Origin of the sequence: Candidatus Poriferisodalis sp. (assembly GCF_965208925.1) — a bacterium.
GTDB lineage: Bacteria > Actinomycetota > Acidimicrobiia > Acidimicrobiales > Poriferisodalaceae > Poriferisodalis.
On record NZ_OZ242364.1, the window covers coordinates 878060 to 904936 of the forward strand.

Here is a 26877-nt window from a genome sequence, read left to right on the forward strand (position 1 = left end):
GCCGCGAGTTGGGGGGTTGCTGGGCGAGGCGCTGAGGGCCGGGGCTATTGCAGGGTTTCGGCGAACTCGCGGGCGAGGTAGGTGAGGGTCAGGTCGGCACCGGCGCGCTTGATGGCCGTGAGGTGCTCGACTGCCGTGGCGGCCCCGTCGATCCAGCCGTTCGCAGCCGCCGCCTTGAGCATCGCGTACTCGCCCGACACGTGGTAGGCGGCCAGCGGCAGGTCGAAGCGGGCCCTTGCCGCAGCGATCACGTCGAGATAGGCCAGCGCCGGCTTCACCATGATGATGTCGGCGCCCTCGGCGATGTCCAGCTCGATCTCGGCCATGGCCTCGCGGGCGTTGGCGGGATCCTGCTGGTAGCCCTTGCGGTTGCCCCCGCCGGCGATCGTCACATCCACGGCGTCGCGGAATGGCCCGTACTCGGCTGAGGCGTACTTCGCCGAGTAGGCCATGATCGGCAGGTGGTCGTATCCGTTGCGGTCGAGCGCCTGGCGGATCGCCCCGACCTGGCCGTCCATCATTCCCGACGGGCCCACCATGTCGGCACCGGCCTCGGCCTGGGCCAGCGCCACCCGCTGGTACAGCTCGAGCGTGGCGTCGTTGTCGACCTCGCCGTCGTCGGTCACCACGCCGCAGTGGCCGTGGTCGGTGTACTCGTCGACGCAGAGGTCGGCGATGATCGCCATCTCGGAGCCGTGGTCGTCACGCAGGTTGCGCAGCGCCACCTGCACCACGCCGTCGGGATTCCAGGCCTCTGAGCCCACCGGGTCCTTGCGGGCAGGCAGCCCGAACAGGATGACGCCGCTGATGCCCAAGCTCGCCAGCTCGTTGACTTCCTTGCGCAGCGACTCCTGGGTGTGCTGCACGATGCCGGGCAGCGACACGATGGGCTGCGGCTCGGTGGTGTCCTCACGCACGAACAGCGGGGCGATGAGGTCGCTGGGGGTGACGGTCGTCTCCGCGACAAGGCGGCGCAGCGCCGGCGTGCGACGCAGCCGACGAAGGCGGCGAGCCGGAAAGGTCACCCCGTCATGCTATTGGGGGGTTGATGGGGCGGCGATCAGTCCTCGGCCGGAAACAGATGGGACCGCGATCCGATGCTCACCTTCCCCGGCTCGGGATTGGGGACCAGCACTTCGCACTCCATCCGGTCGGTGTCGCGGAAGAAGAGGCTCAGCTTCCTGCCGAAATCGGTCACGACGTCGTCCGCCGCGCCAGCTGACATCAGCCTGCTGCGAATCTCGCGGAATTCATCCAGGGACGCCGCCCGCAACCCGATGTGGTCCAGCCGGCCTCGGCCGAACATCGGCGTCTGCCGTGATGCCTCGTCGTTGCCGTCGATCTCGAACACGTTCAATTCGGTGCTGGGGCCGACGTTGATGACCGTCATGCGCGGTCCGCCCGGGTATTCCTCGCCGTCGAACTCAATGGTTGCCCCGAATATGTCGATGTAGAAGCGCTGCAACTGGTCTGAGTCGCGGGTGATAACCGCCACATGATCCATCCCGTTCGTGAGCACGACACCGTCCTTTGCCCATGGTGAAACTCGGTGCGCACGTTATACACGGCCGCTTGGGCTGCCTTGATCAATCCGCAGTCAACGGCTGATGCCCGATGTCGCCAGAAGACCGAATCGGCAGTGACACCGGGTAGGGGCGTGGCATAGGTTCGCAGGCGTGGAGATCGGGTCCGAAGACTGGTGCGCGGAGATGTCCGAGGCGCTTGCGGACTTGGAGCTGCCCGATGTGCAGGCCACTGTGGAGCAGCGCATCGGCGACGGCAACGGCGGGCCGGTGGTGGCCTACCGGCTGGTGATCGACAGCGGCCGGGCGCACCTGGAGCCAGCACCGCCCGATACTGCTGGGACGGCAGCCAGCGACAGCAAAGGCGTGGGCATCAGCGATGACGGCGGCGTGGTGGTGATGAGCCAATCCCGGGAGACGGCGGAGGCCGTGCGGCGCGGTGAGCTGGGCGCGCTGGCGGCCTTGCAGGGGGGGCTCATCACGGTCAGCGGCGACGTGCGGGTGCTGATCGCTGCTGCGGAGGCGCTGGCGCTGGTGAACACCGCTCTGGGCCAGGCGCTCGCCGACGACGGAGGCTGAGCATCTGTGCCGGAGATCCCCGAGATCCGGGCGCACGCCGAACGGCTGGAGACGCTGGCGGCAGGCGAGGTGCTGAAGCGGTTCGAGCCGCTGTCGTTCACGGCGCTCAAGACCGCCAGCCCGCAGCCGAATGACGCTGTCGGCTGGCCGCTCCGCAGCGTCGGCCAGCGGGCCAAGTTCTTGCTGCTGCGGTTCGCTCCCCCGTCGAGCGGCCCAGACGCCAGCGGGCTGACGTTCGTTGTGCACCTCATGCAAGGCGGTCGGCTGCGGGTGCTGGAACCCGACGCCAAGCGCCCTCGCCGGCCCCGTGACGGGCTGGCCCGATTCGAGTTCGACAGCGGGCTGGGGCTGATGCTCACCGAGCCGGGCACGCAGAAGCGGGCCGGCGTGTGGGTGCAGGCGGGCGACCCGACCGCAGCCGAGCCGCTGGCGGGGCTGGGGCCCGAAGCCACCGACGTCGACGCTGCAGCCATGGCCGAGCTCATGGCGGCGCATCCGGCCCGCCTGCACAACTTCCTGCGCGACCAGCGAACAGTCTCGGGGCTCGGGCGGCGACTAGCCAACGAGATCTGTCACCGGGCCAAGCTGTCGCCGTTCGCCCCCACCGCCCGGATGGACGCCCCCGGCGTCGAAGCTGTGGTGGCCGCCATCGGCGCGGTGGTGGACGAGTCGCTGGCCGCCGAGCGGGAACTCCCCCAGATGAGCCGGTCGGCCGAGCGACCCTCGGCGGTGCACGCCCGCACCGGACAGCCGTGCCCGGTCTGCGGCGACATGGTGCGGGCCGTCGAGTACCGCGACTATTCGGTCAACTACTGCGCCGCCTGCCAGACCAGCGGCCGCATCCTGGCCGACAACACCACCAGCAAATTCCTCCGCTAGCTGGGCGACGCCAACTCGGCAGCGCTCAGCAGCGAGTCATGTTGGCTTGGGCAGGTGCACGTCGGCGTACTCTTGCATCTCCTTGACGTTCCGCAAGAACCGTTCTCCGAGCTCAACCTCTGAGAACGTCTTGTAGAGAGCCATCAAGAGCACTCGAGGATCGTGACGATATACCGGCAACAGTTGTTCATACCAAGATTCAGCCGTAGGGCCAGCAGCCCCAGCATCGTCGGTCACAATGACACTGTCTCGCGGGAACGTTCGCTCTCCACCTCACGCCCTAGAGCGTCACCGATAATCTCGACGGTTACGTCGAGCAACGTCTTCAGCGGCTCAGCGAACGCGTCTTCGTCAGAAGTACCGACATCCCACACCGCGAGCGCTTGCGACAGCAACTGCTCCACCCGGTGCCGCTCATCGTCGGTGAGCATGAAGCGGTCAAGTTGCGGGTCGTGCAAATCGAGCGAATAGTCCCTGCGTACCTCATTCCCGGATTGCGACGTGATCCGAGTATGCACCGCCAACTTGGCAGATGTGTCATTCATGTCCGGTCTCTCTCAAAGTGTGTCTCAACCTTTGCCGTCCGCTCAGTCAGGTCGCCGAGTCGATCCCTCAGGCCGTCGATGACGTCGGTTTGACGGTCGATCCGTTCTCCCATCTTGCTATAGACGCTCCAAGCGAAACGCAACGCGCCGCCTCCGAGCCCGAGAGCAGTCGCAAATGCCGCTATGACGGAAGCGAGTTCAGCGCCGGTCATTGTCCTAGGCAGTGTCAGCGGCGCGGCGGCGACTGCTTGGATGATCTGATCGGAAGTGTCAGCAATCGCTGACTTGCAAGCCACTGGTCCGTTTCGGGATTTGCGGTCTCGGTAGCTGCCACATGTTCACCGTAGCTTCTTGTGCCATGTGAACCACATCGGTTTTTTCGGCAGACGGATTCTGCAGGGCCGTCAACACCTACAGGTATTGCGGCCATCTGACGCAGCCAAATCGCCCGGTGACCCGCGCCTTCACTCCTCCTCCACGCCTGTTCACCCGCTGGACCGTCTCAGTTGGTGCATGCCAGACCAGCGGCCGCATCCTGGCCGACAACACCACCAGCAAATTCCTCCGCTAGAGGCTGAGCCTGTCGGCATCGATGTCAGAGCTATCGATGCCAGAGCTGCGGAGGCTGCAGGAGACTCTGCGACGTTGCGACCGGCTGGATCGCGGGAGCAGAGGGTCCTGCCGCCTCCGCAGCGGTCGCGGGTTACGCTCCTGCGCCATGACTGAATCTGGACTGAAACTGGGCCTGTCGGCCGACGAGGTGCTGCAGACCACCCGGGCAGTGCGCAAGCGGCTCGACTTCGACCGGCCGGTGCCCGAATCGGTGCTGCGGGAGTGCGTCGAGATCGCCGTGCAGTCGCCGACGGGCTCGAACATGCAGGGCTGGCACTTCGTGTTCGTCACCGAGCGCGACAAGATCGAGGCCATCTCGGCGCTGTACAAGCAAGGCTTCGACGCCTACCGCAACAGCCCCATGTACGCGGGCCGGGTCGGCTCCGGCCTCGGCGCCCAGCGAGAGGCGCAGCAGGCACGGGTGACCTCGTCGGCGGAATTCCTGTCGGAGAACATGCATCGCAGCCCGGTGCTGTTCCTGCCCTGCATCACCGGCCGCACCGACGACGCCCGCATGATGGTGGGCCAGGCCGGCTCGATCATCCCCGCAGCGTGGAGCTTCATGCTGGCTGCCCGCGAGCGAGGCCTCGGCACCTGCTGGACCACGCTGCACCTCGGCTACGAGCGCGAAGCCGCCGACATCCTCGGCATCCCTTACGACAATGTGCGGCAGTACGCGCTGAGCCCGGTGGCCTACACCGTGGGCACCGACTTCAAGCTGGCAACCCGCACCGATCTCGACTCGGTGATGAGCTGGAACACCTGGAGCCGCTGAGATGGCTGGCGAGTCGAACGCAGCGCTGTTCGACCTGTCGGGCCGGGTGGCGGTGGTCACCGGCGGGTCGCGTGGGCTGGGCCGCGAGATGGTGCTGGCGTTCGCACGGGCCGGCGCCGATGTGGTGATCGCCTCGCGCAAGCTCGACAACTGCGAGGCGCTGGCCAAAGAGGTCGAGTCCGAGACCGGTCAGCTGGCGCTGGCGGTGGAGTGCCACGTGGGCTACTGGGACCAGAACGACGCCCTGTGCGAGCGGGTCTATGACGAGTTCGGCCACTGCGAGGTGCTGGTGAACAACGCCGGCCTGTCGCCGCTGTACCCGTCGCTGTACGAGGTGTCCGAGGCGCTGTTCGACAAGGTCATCGACGTGAACCTGAAGGGGCCGTTCCGGGCCTCGGCGGTGTTCGGCAAGCGCATGTACGAGGCCGGCGGCGGCTCGATCATCAACGTGAGCTCTGTGGCGGCCGTGGCGCCCTCGCCCAACGAGACCGCCTATGGGGCAGCCAAGGCGGGCATCCACGCCATCACGCAGTCGTTCGCCCGTGAGTACGCGCCGCGGGTGCGGGTGAACTGCATCATGCCGGGGCCGTTCCTCACCGATATCTCCAAGGCGTGGGACATGGACGCGTTCAACGAGCGGGCCGAGAACGAGATCGCGCTCGGCCGTGGCGGCGAGGCCGACGAGGTGGTGGGCGCGGCGCTCTACTTCGCCTCGGAAGCGTCGAGCTACACCACCGGCTCAGTGCTCAAGATCGACGGCGGCACCGCCTGGCAAACCGGCTGAGCACAGCGGCAAGCTCCGCGGGCCTAGGCCCCCGTCGGCAGCTACGTTGAGCGCGGCCGCAGGCTGTGCGCAGGGAACAACGGAGGATTGCTGTGGGGACGACGAAGCGACTGTCGACATTGAACCGGTCGATCGAGGGCCGGGTGGCGCTGATCACCGGTGCGGGCATGGGCCAGGGCCGGGCCACGGCGCACCTGTTCGCCGACGAGGGGGCGCACGTTGCGGTGACCGATCTGGGCCAGGCCGAGGTGGACGCCGTGGTGGCTGAGATCAACGACGCCGGCGGCTCTGCGGCGGGCTGGACGATGGACGTGGCCAACCGTGACCGTGTCAACCAGGTCACCGACGAGGTGGCCGAGCGGTTCGGCGGCATCGACCATCTCATCAACAACGCCGGCATCTCGCGCTTCTCGCCGATCGACGACGAGGGCTACGAGGACAACTGGGCTATCTCGCTCGAGGTGCTGCTGACGGCGCACACCTACACCGTGCGGGCGGCGCTGCCGTACCTGCGCCAATCCGATGCGGCCCGCATCGTGAACATCGCGTCCACCGAAGGCTGGGGCGCCACCAAGTTCGGCTCGCCCTACACGGCCGCCAAGCACGGCGTGATCGGGCTCACCAAGTCACTGGCGGTGGAGCTGGGCCGCGAGGCCATCACGGTCAACTGCATCTGCCCCGGCCCGATCCGCACCGCCATGACGGCGGAGATCTCCGAGGAGCACAAGACGATCTTCGCCAAGCGCCGCACCGCCCTCGGCCGCTACGCCGAACCCGAGGAAGTGGCCCACGGCACGCTCAACTTCTGCCTGCCCGCCAGCCAGTACATGACCGGCGCGGTGCTCCCCGTAGACGGCGGCCTCCTCATCAAGAACGCCTGAGCGCGACAGAACGCCACGGGGCGCCAGCGACAGCCTCAGGCCGGCGGCAGGGTTGAGGTGAGCCGTCCCCGCCCGCCGGTGATGTGGTGCCAGTGGTCCAATACGCGGTCGCGGTAGTCGGCGTGTTCGCGTAGCAGCTCCGGGTCGAGTTTCTCCCCCGGCCACAGGAGATAGACGAAGCCCATGTTGAAGGTGCCTCGCGCTCGTTCCGCGGGTGGGTTGCGCGCCCCTATTGCAGCGATGACCTGCTCCACGGTGATGACTTCCTTGGTACCTGTGTAGGGGCCGCTGCGATTGGCGATCTGCTGCAGATCGCGGAGGATGAACATGTCCGGCACTTCGTCGGGAGCAGCCAGGCCCATGAGATACAGGTCGAGCCAGGAGAATCCGCCGGCCTTGGTCTTCCAGCCGTCGGTGTAGCTGAACGATCCATCGGGGTGTTCGCGCCAGAAGGCACCCCCCATGATCGAACCGTCCTCGCTGCCGCGCCAAGGAAACGCTGCCGGCGCATGCAACTCGAACAACCAGTGACAGTCGCAGTACTCATCGTGCAATGGCATCTGCTGGCCGTTGGTCTCGTAGGAGGCGAATGCGGTCCAGACGTGGGCGAGTTCGTGAGCGAACAGCGTCAGACCCATGTCATAGGGACCGCCATACCCGTATCGCATGTAGCCCTCATTGACGACCGTCTTTGCCTTCATCCAGATGGGAAACAGCCAGGCGGTCTTCAGCCTGCTCTCGCAGGGAGTTATCGGCCGGTGCCCCATGAGCCCGGTTCCCTGGATCTCGGCTTGGATGTTGCCTCTGAAGATGTTGGACGGGGTTCCCGCCTCCTGCTGATCCACACGGGATTGGCTGTTGAGAGCGAAGAAGTCGAATTCGTCGCCGAGCACCTCGATGATCCTGCACGAGATCTTGGCGACGCCCTCGCCCGTGCCCTTGATCGCGTGATAGCGAAACGCCTCAGTCTGCACCGGCGAGAAGTGCGTGTCGGGATCCGACAAGTCAGCCGTCCGGCCGGGTTCGACTCGTGGCGCACCGGTCGACTGGTCGACCTGAAACAGTCCCACCACGCCGTCTCGGAACGCTGCGTCAGGATTCGCCGGATCAGGCCCGTAGTTGAACGCAATGCGTCCATCCGAGTGCAGAACGATCTGAACATCGAAAGTTCGCTCAGGCTGTTGCCCGTACGGTGCAAGCCGTGGGTCCCAGGCAAGCCAGGTGATGATCACCCGGTCAGACGATTCGGCGACGTAGACGCTTCCCCACAGCGTCGGCTTGTAGAGCGCGCTGATCGTTGGCGTTGCGCTCCTGACGATGAAGTCTGCATAGCTCGGCATCGTGCCGAATCGCACAGGGTCGCGCTCTGGAAAGGCCTCGCCGAAGGTGATGAGGCCGCGTCGAGTCAGGTGGAAGGATCGCCACGACTGACCCGAGAATTCGAATGGGATGTGCTGCAGTTCGATCTCGGCGGGCCGGTCGTACCGCTTGCCGCGGAAGTCGGGTTCCCAGTTCAGCGGCAGAACCTGACGCGAATACTCTCCGTTGGCGTTCGGGGCAAAGACCAGGGTGCGGTTGCTCAGATCGAATGGATTGGCCGTTTCAACGTCGCCGGGTTGCAGCTCGACGATGATCTGATCTTCCGAGGTGATCGATACTCCGCGCCCCACCGGCGTGATCTCGATATCCCCAGTGTCGGCGTGCTCGGCGTCCTCGCTGGCCTCGTCCATGTCCATGCCGGGTTCGGTGCCGGTGGTGTAGGCATCGATGGCGGCTTGGGAGACGGCGGCATTGCCGCCGAACACCCGCAGGTCCACCGTGTGTTGCGCCTCGCGGGCAGCGTCGAGGTAGGCGGCGGTGTCGGGGGGAATCTGCTGGGGATCGGCGAGCACCAGCGGTGCGCACAGCCGCGCCAGCAGCGGTGCTGCGCTGAACGAGTCGAACGGCACCCGGGCTCGAGCCACGCCGATGGTGCTCGTAGCGAAGCACGTCCGGCCAGCGGTGTCGCTGTAGCGACCCTCGACGAGCTCGGCGGCCTTCACCGCGGTGTCGTAGCGGGTGGCACCCGCGATCCGGGTCACATTGATGCCCAGATCCTTGATCGACTGCTCGACTTCGCCCGACAGCGCCGCTGTGCCACCCATCAACACGACGTGCTCGATGCTCACCGACTGCAGGTAGCGGGCCACCTCGGGGTACAGCTCGTCGGGGGGAGTCAGCAACACCGGATGATGCCCACGGGCCGCGAATGGCCCCGCCACCAGCGCGTCGGCGAACACTTCACCGCTCGCCACGATGGCAGTAGAGCCCAATTCCCCCATGGTCCTCGGCCCATAAGTGGCAGCTACGACGCGACTCGTGTGATAGCGGTCCACGCCTGCGAGCCGCTCGGGGAAGATGCCTGCCGCGACGAGATCGGCGCGCACCGACTCAGCAACTCCTCGACCCGGGCCATGCACGCCACCGCCCGCGTCCGGTCCCACGACGATCGCACGCGAGACGCCGACCCGCTTCAGGAATGCCAGCGCATCATCACGCAGCTCGTGGGGAGGGGTCATCAACACCGGCGCGTTGCGTGCCCCGGCGAGCGGCGCGGCCACCACCGCATCGGTCCAGCGCTCGCCCGATACCAGCACCACCCACTCCAGCGAGCCGTCGGCCTCTTCGGCCACCGCCTCGGCGATGCGCAACGACGTCTCATACCGATCCGCGCCGCCATAGCGCGTGATCAAGACATCCGAGCTGTTGTCTTCGGCACCGGCCGGTGCGTCATCTGCGACTTGAATCGCGATGTCGTGTTCGGCAGCCGCGGCCGGAGTGGCCGCAAACACCTGCGCGCCGCTCAATGCGAACAGTGCGGCCAGCAGGGCGAGGCCGAGATGACGCATCATCGGGAAAGATAATGCTCGTAACTAGCAATAGTTCTGGCGTCACCCGGTCCGATGCGAAATTGGCTTGACGGGCTGTGCTGCATCGTGATGATATGATGCAGTGATGCGGACGACGATCGATCTGCCGGAGGATCTGCACGCTGTTGCTCGAGAGATGGCGCACCAGCAGCACAAGTCGCTGAGCCAGGTTGTCTGCGAGCTGATCCGGCTTGCACTCGATCCGATCGACGCGTCGATGACTCCGGCGCCGGCTGGCGGCCTGCCCACCATCCAGATCGGCCGAGTCGTCACTGCGGAAGACGTCCGATCACTGGAGGACGAGTGACCGCGGCATTGGCCGATGCCAACGTGCTCATTGCTCTGACGGTGGAAGATCACGTGCATCATCGCCAGGCGAGAACGTGGTTCGATGGCCATGCCGATGAGCTGGCCACCTGCCCGATCACCCAAGGCGCTTTGCTGAGATTCCTCATCCGGGAGGATGTCAGCCCTCGCGACGCACTCGGTGCGCTGCGGCAAATCCAGACACTGCCCCAGCACGTCTTCTGGGCCGACGAGATCGGATACGACGCGACGATGCTCGCCGGTGTGATCGGACACCGCCAGGTCACGGACGCCTACCTTGCTGCACTGGCTGGGCACTTCGGCGGCCGGTTAGTGACGCTGGATCGCGGACTCGCCGCACAACATCCCGAGACGACCCATCTCATCCCCGTCTGATCGCCTCAGCAGGCGGCCTGCTCATCAAGAACGCCTGACTGCGCCGGGACGGCGGCCAGCCCTAGGCGGTGCTGGCGGTCTCGGTGCCGATGGCGGGGATGCCCATGTCCTGGTAGGTGGCCATCGGGAAGTAGGGCACGCCGCGCTCGTCGAAGGAACGGCGGGCGTCATCGCCCCGGTCGGCCAGCGTGACGGCGGCCACCACCTGCGCGCCCGTCGCTTGCACGCTGTCGTAGGCCTTGAGGATCGAACCGCCGGTGGTCACCACGTCGTCGATCAGCAGCACCCGGTGACCTTCGCCGATCCGGGTGCCCTCGACCAGCCGGTTGGTGCCCCGGCCCTTGGCTTCCTTGCGCACGATGAACCAGTTGGCCCCGCTCACCACGGCGATGGCGGCACACAGCGCATCCGCACCCAAGGTCAGCCCGCCGACGGCGTCGAATTCGACCCCCGCACCGGTCACCCGCTCAGTGATGGCCTCGGCCGCCAGCCGCAGGTCGTCGCCGGCGCCCAGCGCCACCTTGCCGTCAATGAAATAGCGGGAGTAGTTGCCCGAAGCGAGCTGCACCGGCTCGGGAAGCTCGGTGAGCCCCTGCGCCCGCAGTATCTCCAGCAGCCGCTCGCTCCGGTCCATCGTCATCGGCGTGCCCGCCCTTCTCACACGTTCGCGTCCTGCCGCTACAGGCTGGCCTGAGCCGTTCTGTACCGCAAGCAACCTGCTCAGGGAAGCAGTACGAGGGGATCCTTGTTGCCGGTGGCGTAGGTCGCCTTGAACTGCCGCCACGTCATGGTGCGCACAGATATCACCGTGAGCTGCTTGCCTGCGAGCTGACCCAGGATGGCCAGGCCGGTGCCGTGGCGCCACAGCGTCTCGGTCTGGCGGTCATAGATGAGCAGCGGCGGCGACGCATCAAAGGGGCCTTCGAGGTAACCCGACACGCCGAAGCTGAAGGTTCTGTCTCCCAGAGTCCGCCGGAACCCGACGGCTGTATTGCACGGCGGTCAGTAGGTGACAGCGACTGGCACGTCCCCGAACGTGTCGTTGATCACCTCGTGCGACGATACGGCGCTCACGGGATAGGCCCGCGTCTCGGACCCGACGGTCATCGCGAGCACATTGGCGCTGTCCCAGAGGTCGTACGTGCTCGCGGTCTGGAACGTCGGGACGTCGTCGGAGACGAAGCAGTCCTTGCCGCTGCATGCCCGCCGGATCGGGGTCAAATCGAGACCTGAGACCTTGGGGAAGTCCGCCGCACCCCAGTATTCGTGCGCTGTCTTGCCGCTGCCGTCATGAAACGCCGACTTGGTGACGTTGGGTGTGTCACCCGCCACTTGAGTCGGAGTGACGTAGACAGGCTCCGGCAGGGTGGTCACCGGGTCGTCAGGCTGCGTCGTGCGGGGCCGAGTCGTGCCGGGCTGAGTCGTGACCGGCGGTTCCACGAAGACGAACCCAAAGCTGCGCTCAGGCACGAAGTCATCACTGCGCTTCTCGCGGAGCAGCGCCCGTGCTTCGCGGAGCGTAGAAGTGGGAACGGCGGTATATCCGCCGATTATCAGTGCATGCTGGACTCTGAGCTGCGACTCGAGCCAGGTCGCAAAGTACCGCCCCTGGGGGGCGATACCTCGACCTCCGGGCAGCGCATCATCGAGCACCAGCGTCGCGCCAAGCAGTCCCAGCAGCGGCGCTGCTGCCAGGCCATCGACGAAATCTGCTCCAGACACCGTCGCTGCGATCTCGCCAGGAAACTCGGGATGGGTGAGGGCGAGTTCTCTCGCAACGCGTCCCGAGGTCTCGGCCGCGGTAGTACGCGAGAGCCATCTCACGTCCAATCCGGCATCGCGGAGCACCCGTGCAACCCCGAAAGACAGCGCGCCCTGCCTCGCGACCACGACCGCGTGGGAGACATCGAGCTCAGCGAGCAGCTCGGCAACCTCCGCGGCGGGGTACCGCGCGCCTGTCAACACGATCGGATGGGGTCCGGCCCACGCAGCAGGACCCACAGCGAGCGCGTCGGCCCATTCGACGCCGGACACCACCAACGCCGTACGGCGACCCAGCCAGCCTCCGATTCCGTCCTTGCCGATCCGGCGCGCCACCGCGGCGGCGGTGGCGTACCGGTCGGCACCCGCAATTCGCTCGACCGTAATGTCCAGTTCGGTGAGCTCCGCTTCGACGTCAGCGTTGACAGCAGCCGTTCCGCCGACGATGACGACATGGCGCGTCCAGCCATCCACCAGCCGCTGACGGGTGGGGTCGGGCAGCGTGTCGCGCTCGGTGAACAGCACGGTCGCCCGCAGCAGTCCAGCAAGTCCCGCGGCCGACAGAGCATCAGCGAACGAGCGCCCTGACACCAGCACCACGGTGGCCAGCGACCCGCCGTTGTCCCGGAACCGTGACGCAGTCGCCGCAGCAGTCTCGAAGCGATCCCGCCCGCTGATCCGCTCAACGTTGCCCCTGATCTCCGCCGCGTCAGACGTGCCGGCAGGCACGCCGGTCAGGACAGCGCCGACGACAGAAATCGACAACAACGTGACGATCGCCCGGCGCCACGATCGGCCACCGGCCGGCGCACGTCGCGGCGTGAGCGGCGATTCGGCATCGCTCATACAGCGAGAGCATATGCAGAGCTACTCATGCAGATATGTCAGCCGCTCAGCGAGGAACCGCTCCCTCGATTGCCCTGCCTAACCGAGCGGTCCGAAGTACCGATTGGCGAATTCGAAGATCAAATCCGCCGTCATCAAGCCGCTGTAGGTGTCGAGAATCGCGCCGTCCGGCGATACGAACACCGTGGTCGGCATGCCGAGCGCGCCGACCGCCTCATACAGACCCGCTTCGTCCATGCCGGTCGGATAGGTGACTCCCGTGGCCGCGATCATCTGGGTCGCATCGGCCACGGAATCGTTCCGGGCGAGTCCCAGCACCGCAACCTGGTGCCCGTGCCGCCGCCAGAACTCCTCGAAGTCGGGCATCTCCGCAACGCACGGACTGCACCACGATGCGAAGAAGTTGACCAGCAGCGCGCAGCCTGCATAACCCGACAGCGAACCCGCTGACCCGTCAAAGCCGACGAAGGTGAACGCGTGAGCGCCCTCGGGGTCAGTGGCGGACACCGGCTTCAACGGGTCGACCACCCGGCACCCCGCAGCCTCAGTGCCGGCTTCGGCTGCGCCGTCCGGCCGGACGTCGGTCGTTCCCGTCGCAGATGCCTCTGTGGTGGAGACGGGTGGAGACGTCGGTTCGATCGGAGCCTCGGGTGACGATGCGGGCGTAGGCGCCAGCGAGGTCGGCGCCGACGAGGTGAGCGCTGGCGAGGTCGGCACTGCCGAGGTCAACGATGGCGATGCGAGTGCTGCGGATGTCGGCGCAGCCGACCTCGGCGCTGTGGCACCGCTGCACGCCACCGACAGCACGCAAAGCGCGATGACCGCAGCCGACCGCCGTAGCTCACGCGTTGAACGGCGCTGCATCTCGGCGGTGTGAACCTGGGCGCGACCGCAGCCGTTACTGGGTGAGGGTGATGGCGAGCGAGGCGGGCATGCCTTCGCTGTCGAGGGTGAGCGTGCCTGACAAATCGCCTCGCTCGGCGAGCGGCAGCGATTCGGTGCCTGTGGCGGTGAAGAAGCCGGTCATGGCCAGCGAGCCGTCGGCGTTGGCGGTGCCACGGGCAGCCAGGCGCATCTCGGCGGACGTGCCGTCGTCACCGGGGGCGAAGACCAGCAGGGCGCTGAAGCGACGCTCGTCGACCGCAGCATCAGCCGCCTGAAGCGACGCCGTGCTGGGCACGACCACCGCCACCGACTTGTTCATGGTCTCGGTCTCGACGATCTCGCCGTCGTCGGTGGTCGTCGTTGTGGTGGTGGTCACGGTCAGCGACAGCGTGCCGGCGACGTCGTAACGGTCGGCACCGGCGGGCATGAACGTGAGATCTGCGCCTTCGACACTGCTCGTGGCAACCACGGTCACCACCGGCTTGGCCACAACAGCGGCCTTGGGCTCGTCGGCCACCTCCGTCTCGATGACCGCTTGGGCGCCAGCCTCGCTGGCCTGCTGATCGACGACCTCGCCGCCGCCTTCGGTGCCGGACACCGCCGACGCAGCCCCGGCGGCAGCCGCCGTCGAGGAATCCTCAGTCAACGACGTGTCGTCGGCGGTGACTGTTGCAACCGCAGCTTCTTCCCGCTCGGCCTGCACCACCGCCGTCGCCTGCGGTTCGTCGGCCGGTGCGGCAGCCTCTTCTTGCGCCACCACTGCGGCAGCAGCCGGCGCCGACTCGGTCTCGACAGCAACCGGTGCGGTCTCGACCGCCTCTGACACGTCGGCAGCAGGCACCACCACCGGCGCGTCGGGCGCCGGCAGCTCCACGGCAAGCGGCGTCAGCACTTCCACCACCGAGTCGGGCAGCACCCGCTCGGTCGCCTTGTGAACCGGCGAATCCACCGTCGGGGTGATGACCGCGGTGGCAAGCCCGAAACCGACAGCGGCCTTGGCCACCACCGGCACACCCGTGGTGGCCGCGTTGGCCACAGCGGCGGCTGCACGCGAGGCAACCGGCGCCGCCTCGGTCAGCAGCGGCATAGCAGAAGCCATCGACGACTGGGCAGCCGACGTCTGGGCGGCAGCAGAGCCAGCGGTGGACCCGTGGCCGGCAACAGCCGACGCAGCTCGCTCGCCACGGCGCAGCAGCCCGATGAGGGCCACCGGCATGGCGGCTGCCAGCTTCAGCGCAGCCCGCACCGCGTTGCGAGCCCGCGACACCCGTGCTCGGGCGTTGTCCTCAGACACACCGGCCCTGGCAGCAACCTCCTCGTAGCTCAGCTCCTCGACGAAGCGCATCATCAGCGCTTCGCGGTACTGCTCGGACAGGTTGTCGACGGCGTCCATCAGCTCGGCGTCGTCGAACTCCAGCCCGAGCTCGGCCTCGGTGGTCGACGGCGGGTTCAGCGCCTGGTCGTTGGAAGCAAACCGCTCGGTCTTCTCGTGCTCGCGCCGCTTGCGGTTGCCCTCGTCGCTGCAGACATTCGACAGGATGCGGTGCAGCCACGGCCCCACCAGGTAGTTGCCGTTGAAGCGAGGCATGGCGCGCAGCGCCCGAACCAAGGCCTCCTGCACAGCATCCTCGGCCGCCTCGGGGCAGCCGAGCTTGCGGCGCGCGTGACCGAGCAGCTGGGGCCGGTACTCCCGCACCAGCTCGGCGAACGCTTCGTCGTCGCCGGCTTGGTACGCGAGCACCAGATCTCGGTCTTCAAGGCGCAGGGCCATGGCAGGTTCTCAGGGTCGCAGGCAGAGGCCCGTACGGCCTCTCATGCATCGATGCTACCGCGGCCCCCGACCAAGCTTGCCGTCACATTTCGCCCACGCCGGAAGTTGCGGGCGGCCCGAATCGCACGGCGTCGCAGCACAGTCGGCGGCAACGATCCAGCTAGGAGTTGCGGGTGATGGACACAGTGTGCGCCTCGCCGTCGTCGGCGACCACGGTGATCGTGTAGCCCCGAACGGTCACCGACTCGCCGGCTTCCAGCACCGGGAAGTCGTCGACCTGGCCATTGCCGGTGTCACCTGCGACCTTCAGCGGGAGGGCGCCCGTGCCGAGCCAGCTGTCGACGGTGTACACGAGCACGCCCTCGGTGATGAGGCGGGGAAAGGTGGTGCTGGCGCCCGTGTCGGCGGCCTCGAAGTACCGACCGGCGTCGTACCCGAGCTTGCGCCGGCTCTCGATCACGATCATCTCGTGGGTGCTGAGCGGGATGGCCGCCATCGCCACCGCATCGCCTGGCCGCGCGACCGGCGACAGCGTCACGGCGGCTTCCTCGGCGCTGGTGCAGCTCACCTGCGACTCGTCCAGCCAGCCGAGCTGCCAGCGGCTCCACGCCAGCATCTCCTCGATGCGCAGGTGGTGCCGGTGCGACGTGGCGGTGCCGCCGTTCGGATAGGTCCACACGTGGGCCAGCCGGGGGTCATGCTCGGCGGCCAGGTACCACGACCACATGTTCATGCGCCCCCACTCCGCGGCAACCCACGTCATGCCCGCCGGCGCTTCGGGCCGGGCGTGCCGGCTGCCGTCGTACGGGTACAGGTCTGCGAGGCCGAGGTTGTGCGTGATCTCGTGCGACGCCACCGATCCCCAGGTGTAGGGCTCGCGCTCCTCGGCGTGGCGCACGCTGTTGATGAGCGTCGAAGGCCACGACCCGTCCAGTGCTCTGACGCCCGGGTGAGCGAAGCCGCCCCCGCCGAAGAGGCTGCTGGGCAGGATCACCATGACGGCGTCGACGCCGGCCAGGTCGACGTGCGGCTCGGCCAGCTCGATTGCATGGACGATGGCCGACGTGTTCACCGCCTGGTTGCCGAACACGTTCACGGTCATGAACGCGGTGGAGTCGTTGCCGGCCCGCAGCCACGCAGGATGCGCCACGAACTCCACATCGAGCCGGCCGTAGCTCACGGCTTCCAGGTAGTCCTCCACGTAGGGCAGTCCCTGCGCTGCTTCATCCTGGGTGGTGTGGGCGGCCTGGGCGTCGGGGAAGTCCAGGAACAGCGCGGCAACCCGCAGTGTTCCGGTCGACGGCACTGCCCAGTCGTCCAGCGGGAACCCGGCAGTGGTGCCCCACACTCCGCCCGGCCGGCATGCCTCGGCGCCGCCCTCGACTGGCTCGCCGCTCGCCCCCGAGACGTACAGCCGGTGCTTGCCGCCGGTCTCGATGGTGTGGAAGGCGATGAGCTGGCCGTCGGGCGACCAGCGGGGCGCCAGCACCTGGTCGGTCGAGCTGAAGACGATCTCCTCGTGCAGTCCCGTGGTGTCTGCGGTGGTCAGCATGTTGACGCCGTCGCGAGCGCGGATGAACGCGATCCGCGTGCCGTCGGGCGACCACGACAGCCCGCCGGGCCAGGCGACCGGGGCGATGGCGCGGCGGGGATTCGTTCCGTCGGCAGCGGCAACCATGAGGATGCTCCCGGCGGCGTAGGCGAGCTGCGTGCCGTCGGGCGAGAACGCAGCACTGAAGTTCTGCCGGCCCTCGGTGGTCACGGCCTCGAGACCGGCGCCCGCAGGCGACATGCGCATGATGTGCCGCGCGCCGCCCGCCGCCCGATCGAACACGATCGTCTCGCCGTCGGGCGACCAGCGCGGCGACGCGTCCCGGCCGGTGCCGCTGGTCAGCTGCACCGGGTCGGTGCCGTCAGCGCCGACGGTCCAGATGTGGGCCACCCATCGGCTGCCGTCCTGGTAGCCCCTCACATAGGCGATCCTGGTTCCGTCGGGAGACCACGCGGCAGACGAGAGGTAGGCGCCGGCGGAGGGCACCAGCCGCTGCCGGTTCGTGCCGTCGTTGCCCATCGTCCACAGCGAGCCGTTCTCGGAGTAGACGATCCGGCTGCAGTCGGGCGACCAGGCGGGGTCTTCGGCGTTGGCGGACGGCACGAAGATGCGTGGCTCATCGGAGATGTCGCCGCCGCAGGTGCCCGCCGGCAGCACGACGGGTGCCGCTGCGCTGTCGTCGTCTTCGGCGGCCTCGTCGGCTTCTCCGGAATCCTCGGCTTCTTCGGGTTCGGGTTCGGGCGGGTCGAGGTAGGTGTCGATCGCCGCTTGCGATATGGCTGCGTTGCCGCCGAACACACGGACGTCGACCGCTGTGTGTGCCGTGCGTGCCGTATCGAGGAACGCGGCGGTGTCGGCGGGAATCCGGGCAGGGTCGGCCAGCACCAGCGGGGCGCACAGCCGCCCGAGCAGCGGCGCCGCGCTGAACGAGTCGAACGGCACCCGCGCTCGGGCCAGGCCGATCGTGCTGCTGGAGAAGCACGGCTCGTCGGCAGCGTCGCCGTAGCGGCCCTGCACCAGCTCGGCGGCCTTGACCGCCGTGTCGTAGCGCGTGGCGCCGGCCAGCCGGGTCACCGAGATGCCGAGCGCCGCGATCGACGTCTCCACTGTCTCCGACAGCGCGGCGGGACCGCCCATCAGCACCACATGGGAGATGCCCGCCGCCGACAGATACCCCGCCACCCCCGCGTGCAGCTCGTCTCGCTGGGTCAGCAGCACCGGGTGCGCTCCGCGTGCCGCAAACGGACCCGCCACCAGCGCATCGGCGAACACGTCTCCGTTGGCGATGATCGCCGTGGCGCCGTGACCGGGCAGTTCCCCCACCGGCGAGACCCGCCGTGCGGCCACCACCCCCGTGGCGAAGCGGTCGACCCGGCCGATGCGTTCCACCGAGATGCCCAGAGCTTCCAGTGCAGCTTCCACGGCGGCACCCACCGCATCTGCGCCGCCGGTGCTGCCCACCACCACCGCGTCGGTCACGCCGGTGCGCTTCAGGAATGCCGCTGCGTCGGCGCGCAGCTCTCCCGGCGGGGTCATCAGCACTGGCGCGTCGAGCGCTCCCGCAATGGGCGCGGCCACCACTGCGTCAGGCCAGCTCCGGCCCGACACCATGACCACCGATGCCAGCGAGCCCCCCGCCTCCGCGGCGAACGCCTCGGCCACCTCCAGCGACGTGGCGTAGCGGTCGGCACCGCCGTAGCGCGTGAACTCGACACTGGCGACTTCAGCCGTCTGCTCGGTCTGTGCCGCTGCCGGCGCCGCTGGAAGCACTAGCACTGCAGCCGCGACCGCCACCGCACAGACGGCGGCAGCACGGGAGCGACGCATCCGGTTGAAGATAGTTGTTGGCATTACTCGACGCCCGCAGGCCGAGCCTCCCCCGGAGCCGGCGGGCTCAGCGGCTCAGCTGGCGCGGGTGATGGAGATGGAGTGGGTGTCGTTGTCGCCGGCGGTGACGGTGATCGTGTAGCCGCGCAACGTCACCGAGTCGCCCACGTCGAGGGTCGGGAAGTCGTCGATCTGGCCGTTGCCGCTGTCGCCGGCGAACTTGACCGCGAGTTCCCCGCTGCCGATGAACGAGTCGACCGTGTACACCACCACGCCGGGCGTGATGAGCGTCGGGAACGCGGTGGTGGTGCCGTCGGGCGCTGTGTACTCACGGGGAGCGTCGTAGCCGAGCTGGCGGCGGCTCTCCACCACGATCACCTCGTGGCGATTCAGGGGAATCGCCGCCATGGCCTTGTGGTTGCCCGGGCTGGCCAGCGCGCCTAGGCGCACCGTGGCCGCGTCGTCGGTCACGCAGCTCACCTGGGCCTCTGCCAGCCAGTCGAGCTGCCAGCGGCTCCACGCCAGCATCTCCCGCTGCCGCAAGGACGTCTGGTAGCTCGTGCTCCTGGTGCCGTTCGTGTGGCGCCATTCGTGCCTGAGGCGCCGGTCTTGGGCGTCGGCGACGAAGTAGCCGTTCAGGCCCATCAACCCCATGTCGACGTACACCCACACGTTGCCGCCGTCGGCATCGAGCTCGGGGAGCGCGTGCAGCCCGCTGTCGTATGCATACATGTCGAGCAGCCCGAGGTTGTGCGCTATCTCGTGGGCGCCCACGTACCCCCACTCCACGGGTTCCCGAGCTTCCTCCACCCGGAACGTGTTCACCCGCGTGGTCGTCACGGTCACGCCGTCGGCCTCAGCCGAGCCGGTGGCATTGCCGCCCCCGAAGTGGCTGCTCGGGAACACGTTCAGCACCAGCTCGACCGAGGCGAAGTCGAACTCGGGGTCGGCCAGTTCCACCGCATGCGTCGAGGCCGCTCCGACCAGTCCTTCCCTGTCGGCGACTGCAGTGGGGCCGATGTAGGCCTCGGATGGCTGCTCGGCGCGCAGCCAGCGGTGCAGTGCCACGAACTCCACGTCGAGCCTGCCGTAGCTGGCGGCCTCCAGGTAGGCCTCAGCCCATTCCAGACTCGTCTCGGATTCACGCTGCGTGGAGTGCTCCGCCTCGGCATCAGAGAAATCCATGAACAGCACGCCGATGCGGACAGTGCCTGTGCTCGGCACCGCATCGGGCAGCGGGAACCCTGCCGTGGTGTGGGACACGCCCCGCGGGCGGCACTGCGCGGCGGCCGAGACGACGGGCGTGCCCGCCGCGCCGGTGACGTACATGGCTCGCTCGTCACCGTCGCCGGCACCCACGTAGGCCAGACGCTGGCCGTCGGGCGACCAGCGGGGCCGTGTGCCCGCTGCGGCCTCGCCGACCAGCACGGTCTCGGAAATGCCCTCGACCTCCACTGCCACCAGCGCCCCGGACCGGTGGGTGCCGTCATCGGTCTCGGCGGGGCGGGCAAAGGCGATCTGGCTGCCGTCGGGCGACCACGCCAGCCCGCCGCCGTCATGCACGCCGGCCGCGACGCGCCGGAACCCGGTGCCGCTCGGCGACACCGCCCACACGCTGCTGCCCCCGATGTACGCGACCTCCGTTCCGTCGGGCGACCAGGCGGGAGAGCTGTCCCACCAGCCGCCCGCCGAGAGCGCCCGCCGGCCCGAGCCGTCCACGCCCATCACCGCGATATAGCGGTCTTGGTCAGCGCGGTCACCGTTGGCATCCCGTGCGCCGCCCCATTGGCGGCTGAATGCCAGCCGGGCGCTGTCAGGCGACCACGCAGGCTCGTCGTCCCAGACGTCGCCCGCGGTGAACTGCGTGCGCCCGGTGCCGTCTGGGTTGATCAGCCAGATGTGCGACTCCCAGTGGTCGTCGACGTAGTTCGTGCGGGCGTACGCGATGCGGGTGCCGTCGGGCGACCATGCAGCCGCGCTCGACGTGCGGGCGTCGTAGGCGGTGAGCCGGCGCAGATCGGTGCCGTCGTTGCGCATCAGCCACAGCGATCGGTCGTGGGTGAACACGATCCAGGCGCAGTCGGGCGACCAGGCGGGGTCGGAGGCGTCGCTCAGCGAGCCGAGCTGTGCGGCCGCATCGCCCGCCGCGCCGCCGCAGCCGCCGGCCGCCGGTGCCGTGGCCCGCACCACGAGCTGCCCCGGTGCTATGCCCACCTGCCGGCCGGAGGCGCCCGTCGCCCACGCCTGGCGTGTGCCGTCGTCGGCGGTGGTGTAGTAGAGGATCCGCTGGCCGTCGGGCGACCACCGCGGGTAGATCTCTTGGCCGGCAGTGTCGGCCAGCACTTCCTCGCTGGCCGTGTCGATCTGCACGATCCGGATGCTGAACTCCTCGCCATCACGGCGAGTGAAGGCGAGCTTGGTGCCGTCGGGCGACCACGTCAGGCCCCCGTCCCAGTAAGCGTCGGAGGCGACGGCTCGGGCGTTGGCTCGATTGAGGTCGCGAATCCACACAGCGTCGAAGGCGATGTAGGCGAACTGGCGGCCGTCGGGCGACCAGACCGGCGAGTGATCCCAGGCACCGCCCACCGTCAGGAACTGCGGGTTCGTGCCGTCGGCGTTCATGAGGGTGATGTAGCGGTCGCCGTCGATGCGGCTGCCGTCGGCTTCGCGCCCAGTGGCGCTGATGCGGCTGAACAGGAGCCGGGTGCCGTCGGGCGACCATTGCGGATCGTTGTCCCAGACATCGCCGCGGGTGAGCTGGCGCTTGCCGGTGCCGTCGGCGTTCACCACCCAGATGTGCGACTCCCAGTGCGTCTGCTGGTTGACCTGACGTGCGTACGCCACCTGCGAGCCGTCGGGCGACCAGGAAGGCTCATGCGAATAGCCGCCGTCGCGCTGGGTGAGTTCGGTCGGGTTGCTGCCGTCGGCGCCGGCGATCCACAGCCGTGAGCGGGCCCCGTACACGATCTGGCTGCAGTCGGGCGACCAGGCGGGCTCCTCGGGGTCGTCGGTGTCCACGAGCTGCACCGGGGGCCCGTCGATGGGGCCGCCGCAGCTGCCGGCCGGCAGGCCTGCCGGCTCGTCGGGCGGAGCGGGGTTGCGGTAGGCGTCGATGGCCGCTTCCGACACGGCGGCGTTGCCGCCGAACACGCGCAGGTCGGTTGCGGCGGTGCCGGCAGCGGCCGTTGCGGTGCGTGCGGCGTCGAGGAAGCCCGCTGTGTCGGCCGGGATGGCGTGGGGGCTGGTGAGCAGCAGCGGTGCGCACAGCCGCCCGAGCAGCGGGCCGGCGCTGAACGAGTCGAACGGCACTCGCGCCCGGGCCAAACCGATGCGCTCGCTGGTGAAGCACGGCTCTGACCCCTGGGCGTAGCGGCCCTCCACGAGCTGCGCTGCCTTCACGGCGGTGTCGAAGCGGGTGGCGCCGGCCAGGCGGGTGACGGCCATGCCGGCGCTCGAGATCGACCAGTCCACCGCCTCGCTCAGTGCCGCTGTGCCGCCCATCAGCACCACGTGCTCGATTCCGGCCTCGGACAGGTAGCTGGCCACGCCCGGATGCAGCCGGTCTCGTGGGGTCAGCAGCACCGGATGCGGCCCTTTCGCGGCGAATGCGCCCGCAACCAGCGCATCGGCGAACACGTCGCCGTTGGCGATGATCGCCGTGGTGCCGAAGCCGGGCATCTCGCCCACGGGCGAGATCTCGCGGGCGACCACCACCCCGGTGGCGTAGCGGTCGGCCCGGCCCACGCGCTTCACGGTGATGCCCCTGGCTTCCAGCGCAGTCACCACGGCGTCGCTGACTGCATTGGCGCCGCTGGTGGCGCCCACCACCACCACGTCGGTGACGCCCGTGCGCGCCATGAACGCTGCTGCGTCGTCGCGCAGCGCCCCGGGCGGCGTCATCAGCACGGGCGCATCCAGCGCCCCCGCCAGCGGTGCCGCCACCACCGCGTCGGGCCAGCTGCGGCCCGACACCATCACGACGTGGCTCAGCGATCCGCCGGCGTCGTCTGCGAACGCCTCGGCCACCAGCAGCGAGGTGGCATAGCGGTCCGCGCCGCCGTAGCGAGTGGTCGCAATGCCGGCCAGCTCACCGCCGCCGGCGGTCTGGGCTGAAGCGGGCGCCGGCAGCGCAAGCACCCCGCCCACCAGCGCCGCAGCCAGCAGGGCCCCTGTCAGTACACGCCGCATTGGGGTGAAAGTAGTGCGAACTGCAAGCGTGATCACACCCGGCGGCCTGCCGGAGCGGTCGACTGCGCGCTCGTCGGCGGGCTCGGCGACGGGGCGGGCTACTCGCCGAGTTCGCCGGCGAGGAGAGCGCGTATGTCTTCGGCGGGCACCAGCAGGCCGAGATTGCCGAGCGTGGTGCCGCCGCCCGTGAGCGACAGGCGCAGCAGCGTCGCCACACCGATCACCTCGCGCCGCTCGTTCAGCACCGGGCCGCCGCTGTTGCCCGGGGCGATGGGCGTGTCGGTCTTGATCCACGTGAGCCCGTCGAGCTCGGTCAGGCCCGAGTAGCGGCCGGTGGTGAGCGTCAGCGTCTCGCCGCCGATGGTCGGGTAGCCGATGGCGGTGAGCGTCTCGCCGGCTTGCAGCGGCTCGAAGGCGATCGGCAGCGTCAGCAGCGGATCACGCCCGCGATCCATCCGCAGCAAGGCCAGATCGCGGGCCTCTGACGACCGCACGATGGCCAGCGGCACGTGCCGTTCCGGCCCTTGCTCGAAGGTGGCGCCCAGGTAGGCCCGCAGACGGGGGCATTGGCGCCCGTTGTCGTCGAACACCACATGCTGGTTGGTGACGATCTGGTAGCCGTCGCCGACGATGAAGCCCGACCCGCGCTTGCGTGTGGCGCCCGCAGCGCTGACGCAGCGCACCTGCACCACCGACGGTCCCACGGCGTTCCAGCCGGTGGCAGGGCCGTCAACCGCCGAGCCCGAACCCCCCACCAGGCCCGACCCCACCGCCGCCAGTGCGGCCGTGGGAATGACCGACGCCGGGCCGATGCCGGTCACCGTCACCTTGACCGTGTCGCCGACGGCCAGCAGCCAGTCCCGCCCGAACTCGGCCAGCGCAGCAGGCACCGGGCTGCCGGGGCCAGGAGCGAGCAGCAGCGGCTGGCAGGCGCTGCGCACTGCGCCTGCGGCCAGACCGCCGAACGGCACCGTGCCGCTGGCCACGGCCACCTCGGTGACCGGGTGGCAGCCCGGCATGGCGAAGGCGCGCCGGGCGATGAGCGCAGCGGTTTCGTAGCGGTCGGCGCCGGCGATGCGGTTGGTGGGAATGCCGAGGTCCTTGATCTCGGCTTCCACCTGGGCCGAGACAGCAGCGTGGCCGCCGAGAACGGTGACCGAGGCCACGTGCCGACCCTCGGCGGTCAGGAAGCGGAGGGCTGCCGCGCCGAGCGCCCCAGGCGGTGTGAGCACGAGCGGTGTGTCGCCCGAGACGCTGGGAGCGACCGCGACCGCATCGGCGAAGTTGGCGCCCGAGGCGAGATAGACCGTGCTGATCGATGCCGGGGCGAACGCCCGCGCCGCAAGCCGGGCGGTGTCGTAGCGATCGGCGCCGGCCATGCGGCTGACCTCGTAGCCCATGTCCCGCAGGGTTTCCGCCACGCTGTCGGACACCGCGGCAGCACCGCCCAGGATGATCACCTTGGCGTAGGCGTGCGACGCGCACGGCTCGAGGTACGCCCGGGTGGCCGCAGGCAGGAATGCCTGGGTGGTCAGCAGCAGCGGCCGGTCGAGCGCTGCGCCGGCGAGGGCGTCGGGCCAGTTCTCGCCCGAGGCGAGCGCCACGCTGTGCGAGCCGATGTCGGACTCGCAGGTGCCGCCGGCGACCTTGGCGGCCAGCTCGTACACGCCGGTGGCGTTGACCCGCTGCAGCGACACGCTCGCAGCTGCGGCCTGCGCTGCCGCAGGCTGGGGGGCGAACAGCACCGAGCCGGCCAGCGCAGCGCTGAGCATGGCGATGATCAGCCGCCGAACTCCACGGCGCGGCCGGCGTCTCGATGGAACCATGCCGACCTCACACTCCACGGGCTGACGTCGAAGCGACCCTAGGGCCAAGCTGTCACAAACAGCGCGCAGGATAGAGCCGACCCACCCCGCCCCGACTTCCATGCCGCGTACACATCTCGCCTAGCAACCCGATTCGCATAAAATAGAAAACTGCCCATCAGCAGATATCATGGGTAGGTGGTGGTCATCGGGCGCGAGCGTGCCGAGCAACTCATGGTCGATGCGAGGTGGCAGGGGTTGCCAACGTGTCCTGCCTGCGGGAGCGAGCGTTGCTCGAGCACACACGCGGATGCAGGCGCCAAGTGGTCCCGCTGGCGTTGCGGTGACTGCCGCAGACGGTTCACCGTCACCTCCGGTACGGCGCTCCATTCCACGAAACTCGCCCCCGCAGACTGGGTCGCGGTCGCCGGCGTGGCGGATACCTCGCCTTCGAGCGTTGCGCAGGCCATTGCCGTCTCGCCAGTCACTGCACGCAGGATCGCCGCGTTGCTCGGGCCGCTGCAGCAACTGTCACTTGAAGAACGACTGCGGCGGCTCCTGCGCAGCGGTCAGCATCGTCGCCGAACGCGAGATCCGTGGCAGATCGACACGTTGCCGGCCACTTTGCGGGCCGATGACAGTCCGCTTGGGACAGTGAGCGACGGGGCCAAGTCTGTTCTCAATGCGCTGAGAGCCAGGCCATTCGGTGCCACTGCCGCAAAGCTCGGGCAGCTTGCCGGAATCTCCTACTCGCAGACGCTCCGCTGCCTCGCTGTCCTCGAGCAGCGTGGCTGGGTCGAGAAGGCCAAGACGACGATCCAGCACGGCTATGAGCTGCGGCCGACGACGATCTGGTCGCTGACGTGGTCCGACAACTGCATGGCTGCGCTTGCGTTTCTCCGCGATCTGCCGACACGACAGTCCCCGGAGCCCGACGACCGGGTTCCGCAGCGCTTCTGGCGCTACTTCTGGTCGGGCGCCTCGGCTGACAGCTTGACGGTTTCACAGCACGGTCTGCACATCGCGGAGACGCTGATCGGCAGCCGCGACCCGTGCGCGCGTGCATGGGCGCTGTCGGCACTGCCGACGCGAGTACTGCAGGATTGCCGCGCGCTGCGGGGTTTTGCGAGCGGCATCAGGGCCGATCTGCTCGACGGTGAAATCGCCCGGCGCGCGACCGCATGAGCGAGCTCGACGCATGGGCCGACGTGCTGCCTATGAACCTGCGACGCGTGTGGCCCCATGTTGCGGACTGCGCGAACCGCATCGGAGGCGCTCTCATGGGCGGCACAGCCGTCGCGATCCATCTGCGTCACCGCGTCTCGGAAGATCTCGATGTCGTGACGCTGCGCAAGTTCTCAGGCAGTGCCCAAGCAAAACGACTACGTGCATCGGCGTCGAGCGTGACGATCGACGAGGTCGCCGACAACATGTTCCATGGCTTCGTCGACGGTGTGAAGGTTGACATCTTCCGGGCACTTCCCTCCGACGGCGTCCAGCCTTCGCAAATGCACCGGGTCGCCCCGAGCATCACCGTCGAAGGCATGCAGGTGGCATCCATCGCTGATCTGGTCGCCGCGAAGCTCGACGTGATCAGATTCCGGCCCAAGCTGCGCGACTACCTGGATCTTGCCGCGATAGATCGATCCGGCGCATGCAGCCTCGAAGCGGGGCTCGGGTACTACTGCAGGCGGTTCGGATACGCGCACCCGCCTCGCGCACTGGAGGAGATCGTCACCCTGCTCGACCGCCCAGGCACGTTGCCAGCAGACCCCGCCTACGAAGAGCGGCGAGCCGACGCGCTGCGCCACCTGCGTGGCCGGGTGCCTCAGCTCCGGGATCGAATTGCCGAGATGCGCGATGTGAGCGTCAGCGAACCGACGGCCGCCTCGGCGCAACGTGCGCGTGGCGAGAGTGAACTGCACTAGCAAGCTCCCGAGGCGGCTCAGATGCGCTATTGGCCGATTACTTATGGTTTGAGGCAGCTATGGAGGCTGTAGACAGGTGCCGCCAATCTCTATCGAGAAAAAACGGCTAGTAATGACCGCTACAC

The 26877-nt window shown here is 68.4% G+C and carries 21 protein-coding genes; 10 read left to right on the forward strand and 11 right to left on the reverse strand.

Annotated features, from left to right (window positions below):
* Positions 1 to 44: 44 nt before the first annotated feature.
* Both hemB and ACOGI5_RS03730 read right to left on the reverse strand, forming a co-directional pair.
* Positions 45 to 1025, reverse strand: coding sequence for a porphobilinogen synthase (gene hemB, locus ACOGI5_RS03725; protein WP_419863128.1), 981 nt, complete (start codon positions 1023 to 1025; stop codon positions 45 to 47).
* 35 nt (positions 1026 to 1060) lie between these two features.
* On the reverse strand, positions 1061 to 1519 hold the full coding sequence (locus tag ACOGI5_RS03730) for a VOC family protein (RefSeq protein ID WP_419863129.1): 459 nt from the start codon (positions 1517 to 1519) through the stop codon (positions 1061 to 1063).
* Positions 1520 to 1676: 157 nt separating this feature from the next.
* On the opposite strand from ACOGI5_RS03730, the gene ACOGI5_RS03735 reads away from it, so the two are divergent.
* Together ACOGI5_RS03735 and ACOGI5_RS03740 are read left to right on the forward strand one after the other, a co-directional pair.
* Positions 1677 to 2102 (forward strand): hypothetical protein, encoded by a 426-nt coding sequence (locus ACOGI5_RS03735; protein WP_419863130.1) that lies wholly within the window; start codon positions 1677 to 1679, stop codon positions 2100 to 2102.
* Between the two features lie 6 nt (positions 2103 to 2108).
* A complete protein-coding gene (locus tag ACOGI5_RS03740) occupies positions 2109 to 2981 on the forward strand; it encodes a DNA-formamidopyrimidine glycosylase family protein (protein WP_419863131.1) in 873 nt (290 codons plus the stop codon).
* A gap of 233 nt (positions 2982 to 3214) precedes the next feature.
* On the opposite strand, the gene ACOGI5_RS03745 is transcribed toward ACOGI5_RS03740, so the two are convergent.
* Positions 3215 to 3526 (reverse strand): hypothetical protein, encoded by a 312-nt coding sequence (locus ACOGI5_RS03745; RefSeq protein ID WP_419863132.1) that lies wholly within the window; start codon positions 3524 to 3526, stop codon positions 3215 to 3217.
* A gap of 718 nt (positions 3527 to 4244) precedes the next feature.
* On the opposite strand from ACOGI5_RS03745, the gene ACOGI5_RS03750 reads away from it, so the two are divergent.
* The 3 genes from ACOGI5_RS03750 to ACOGI5_RS03760 all read left to right on the forward strand — a co-directional run bounded on the left by ACOGI5_RS03750 (position 4245) and on the right by ACOGI5_RS03760 (position 6578).
* Positions 4245 to 4913 carry a nitroreductase family protein gene (locus tag ACOGI5_RS03750; RefSeq protein ID WP_419863133.1) on the forward strand — a complete coding sequence of 223 codons (669 nt, stop codon included), beginning with the start codon at positions 4245 to 4247 and terminating at the stop codon, positions 4911 to 4913.
* 1 nt (position 4914) lies between these two features.
* A complete protein-coding gene (locus ACOGI5_RS03755) occupies positions 4915 to 5697 on the forward strand; it encodes an SDR family NAD(P)-dependent oxidoreductase (RefSeq protein WP_419863134.1) in 783 nt (260 codons plus the stop codon).
* Positions 5698 to 5789: 92 nt separating this feature from the next.
* Positions 5790 to 6578 (forward strand): SDR family NAD(P)-dependent oxidoreductase, encoded by a 789-nt coding sequence (locus ACOGI5_RS03760; RefSeq protein ID WP_419863135.1) that lies wholly within the window; start codon positions 5790 to 5792, stop codon positions 6576 to 6578.
* Between the two features lie 35 nt (positions 6579 to 6613).
* Here ACOGI5_RS03760 and ACOGI5_RS03765 read toward each other — a convergent pair whose 3' ends face one another.
* The gene (locus tag ACOGI5_RS03765; protein ID WP_419863136.1) at positions 6614 to 9466 is read right to left on the reverse strand and encodes a cell wall-binding repeat-containing protein; all 2853 of its coding nucleotides are present in this window, start codon (positions 9464 to 9466) and stop codon (positions 6614 to 6616) included.
* Between the two features lie 106 nt (positions 9467 to 9572).
* Between ACOGI5_RS03765 and ACOGI5_RS03770 the strand changes: the two genes are divergently transcribed.
* Together ACOGI5_RS03770 and ACOGI5_RS03775 are read left to right on the forward strand one after the other, a co-directional pair.
* Entirely contained in the window at positions 9573 to 9794 is a 222-nt protein-coding gene (locus ACOGI5_RS03770; protein WP_419863137.1) for an antitoxin, read from the forward strand.
* Positions 9791 to 10189, forward strand: coding sequence for a TA system VapC family ribonuclease toxin (locus tag ACOGI5_RS03775; protein WP_419863138.1), 399 nt, complete (start codon positions 9791 to 9793; stop codon positions 10187 to 10189). Before ACOGI5_RS03770 ends, ACOGI5_RS03775 begins: the two co-directional genes overlap by 4 nt.
* A 61-nt stretch (positions 10190 to 10250) precedes the next feature.
* On the opposite strand, the gene pyrE is transcribed toward ACOGI5_RS03775, so the two are convergent.
* From pyrE to ACOGI5_RS03790, 3 genes are all read right to left on the reverse strand, one after another.
* A complete protein-coding gene (gene pyrE, locus ACOGI5_RS03780; protein WP_419863139.1) occupies positions 10251 to 10829 on the reverse strand; it encodes an orotate phosphoribosyltransferase in 579 nt (192 codons plus the stop codon).
* Positions 10830 to 10909: 80 nt separating this feature from the next.
* On the reverse strand, positions 10910 to 12796 hold the full coding sequence (locus ACOGI5_RS03785; protein WP_419863140.1) for a DUF3179 domain-containing (seleno)protein: 1887 nt from the start codon (positions 12794 to 12796) through the stop codon (positions 10910 to 10912).
* A 78-nt stretch (positions 12797 to 12874) separates the two neighbouring features.
* Positions 12875 to 13324: a TlpA family protein disulfide reductase gene (locus tag ACOGI5_RS03790; RefSeq protein ID WP_419863141.1), complete on the reverse strand. Its 450-nt coding sequence runs from the start codon at positions 13322 to 13324 to the stop codon at positions 12875 to 12877.
* Between the two features lie 82 nt (positions 13325 to 13406).
* Here ACOGI5_RS03790 and ACOGI5_RS03795 point away from each other — a divergent pair, with 82 nt between their 5' ends.
* Complete coding sequence (locus ACOGI5_RS03795) at positions 13407 to 13673, forward strand: hypothetical protein (RefSeq protein ID WP_419863142.1); 267 nt, start codon at positions 13407 to 13409, stop codon at positions 13671 to 13673.
* A 21-nt stretch (positions 13674 to 13694) separates the two neighbouring features.
* Here the strand turns inward: ACOGI5_RS03795 and ACOGI5_RS03800 are convergent, their stop codons facing one another.
* The 4 genes from ACOGI5_RS03800 to ACOGI5_RS03815 form a co-directional block, all read right to left on the reverse strand.
* Entirely contained in the window at positions 13695 to 15452 is a 1758-nt protein-coding gene (locus ACOGI5_RS03800) for a sigma-70 family RNA polymerase sigma factor (RefSeq protein WP_419863143.1), read from the reverse strand.
* 160 nt (positions 15453 to 15612) lie between these two features.
* Positions 15613 to 18831: a cell wall-binding repeat-containing protein gene (locus ACOGI5_RS03805; RefSeq protein WP_419863144.1), complete on the reverse strand. Its 3219-nt coding sequence runs from the start codon at positions 18829 to 18831 to the stop codon at positions 15613 to 15615.
* Positions 18832 to 18906: 75 nt separating this feature from the next.
* Positions 18907 to 23019: a cell wall-binding repeat-containing protein gene (locus ACOGI5_RS03810; protein WP_419863145.1), complete on the reverse strand. Its 4113-nt coding sequence runs from the start codon at positions 23017 to 23019 to the stop codon at positions 18907 to 18909.
* A 98-nt stretch (positions 23020 to 23117) separates the two neighbouring features.
* A complete protein-coding gene (locus ACOGI5_RS03815) occupies positions 23118 to 24845 on the reverse strand; it encodes a cell wall-binding repeat-containing protein (protein WP_419863146.1) in 1728 nt (575 codons plus the stop codon).
* Between the two features lie 633 nt (positions 24846 to 25478).
* On the opposite strand from ACOGI5_RS03815, the gene ACOGI5_RS03820 reads away from it, so the two are divergent.
* On the forward strand, positions 25479 to 26009 hold the full coding sequence (locus tag ACOGI5_RS03820; protein ID WP_419863147.1) for a helix-turn-helix domain-containing protein: 531 nt from the start codon (positions 25479 to 25481) through the stop codon (positions 26007 to 26009).
* Positions 26006 to 26752, forward strand: a complete 747-nt coding sequence (locus tag ACOGI5_RS03825) for a nucleotidyl transferase AbiEii/AbiGii toxin family protein (protein WP_419863148.1) — start codon at positions 26006 to 26008, stop codon at positions 26750 to 26752. The genes ACOGI5_RS03820 and ACOGI5_RS03825 overlap by 4 nt, the downstream gene beginning before the upstream one ends.
* The last annotated feature ends 125 nt before the right edge of the window (positions 26753 to 26877 follow it).

What these genes read in the sequence shown, in the direction of transcription:
- ACOGI5_RS03745 (WP_419863132.1), bottom strand. Translation starts at nt 3,526, where the DNA reads ATGAATGACACATCTGCCAAGTTGGCGGTGCATACTCGGATCACGTCG.
- ACOGI5_RS03750 (WP_419863133.1), top strand. Translation starts at nt 4,245, where the DNA reads ATGACTGAATCTGGACTGAAACTGGGCCTGTCGGCCGACGAGGTGCTG.
- ACOGI5_RS03755 (WP_419863134.1), top strand. Translation starts at nt 4,915, where the DNA reads ATGGCTGGCGAGTCGAACGCAGCGCTGTTCGACCTGTCGGGCCGGGTG.
- ACOGI5_RS03765 (WP_419863136.1), bottom strand. Translation starts at nt 9,466, where the DNA reads ATGCGTCATCTCGGCCTCGCCCTGCTGGCCGCACTGTTCGCATTGAGC.
- ACOGI5_RS03770 (WP_419863137.1), top strand. Translation starts at nt 9,573, where the DNA reads ATGCGGACGACGATCGATCTGCCGGAGGATCTGCACGCTGTTGCTCGA.
- pyrE (WP_419863139.1), bottom strand. Translation starts at nt 10,829, where the DNA reads ATGACGATGGACCGGAGCGAGCGGCTGCTGGAGATACTGCGGGCGCAG.
- ACOGI5_RS03800 (WP_419863143.1), bottom strand. Translation starts at nt 15,452, where the DNA reads ATGGCCCTGCGCCTTGAAGACCGAGATCTGGTGCTCGCGTACCAAGCC.
- ACOGI5_RS03805 (WP_419863144.1), bottom strand. Translation starts at nt 18,831, where the DNA reads ATGCGTCGCTCCCGTGCTGCCGCCGTCTGTGCGGTGGCGGTCGCGGCT.
- ACOGI5_RS03810 (WP_419863145.1), bottom strand. Translation starts at nt 23,019, where the DNA reads ATGCGGCGTGTACTGACAGGGGCCCTGCTGGCTGCGGCGCTGGTGGGC.
- ACOGI5_RS03815 (WP_419863146.1), bottom strand. Translation starts at nt 24,845, where the DNA reads ATGGTTCCATCGAGACGCCGGCCGCGCCGTGGAGTTCGGCGGCTGATC.
- ACOGI5_RS03825 (WP_419863148.1), top strand. Translation starts at nt 26,006, where the DNA reads ATGAGCGAGCTCGACGCATGGGCCGACGTGCTGCCTATGAACCTGCGA.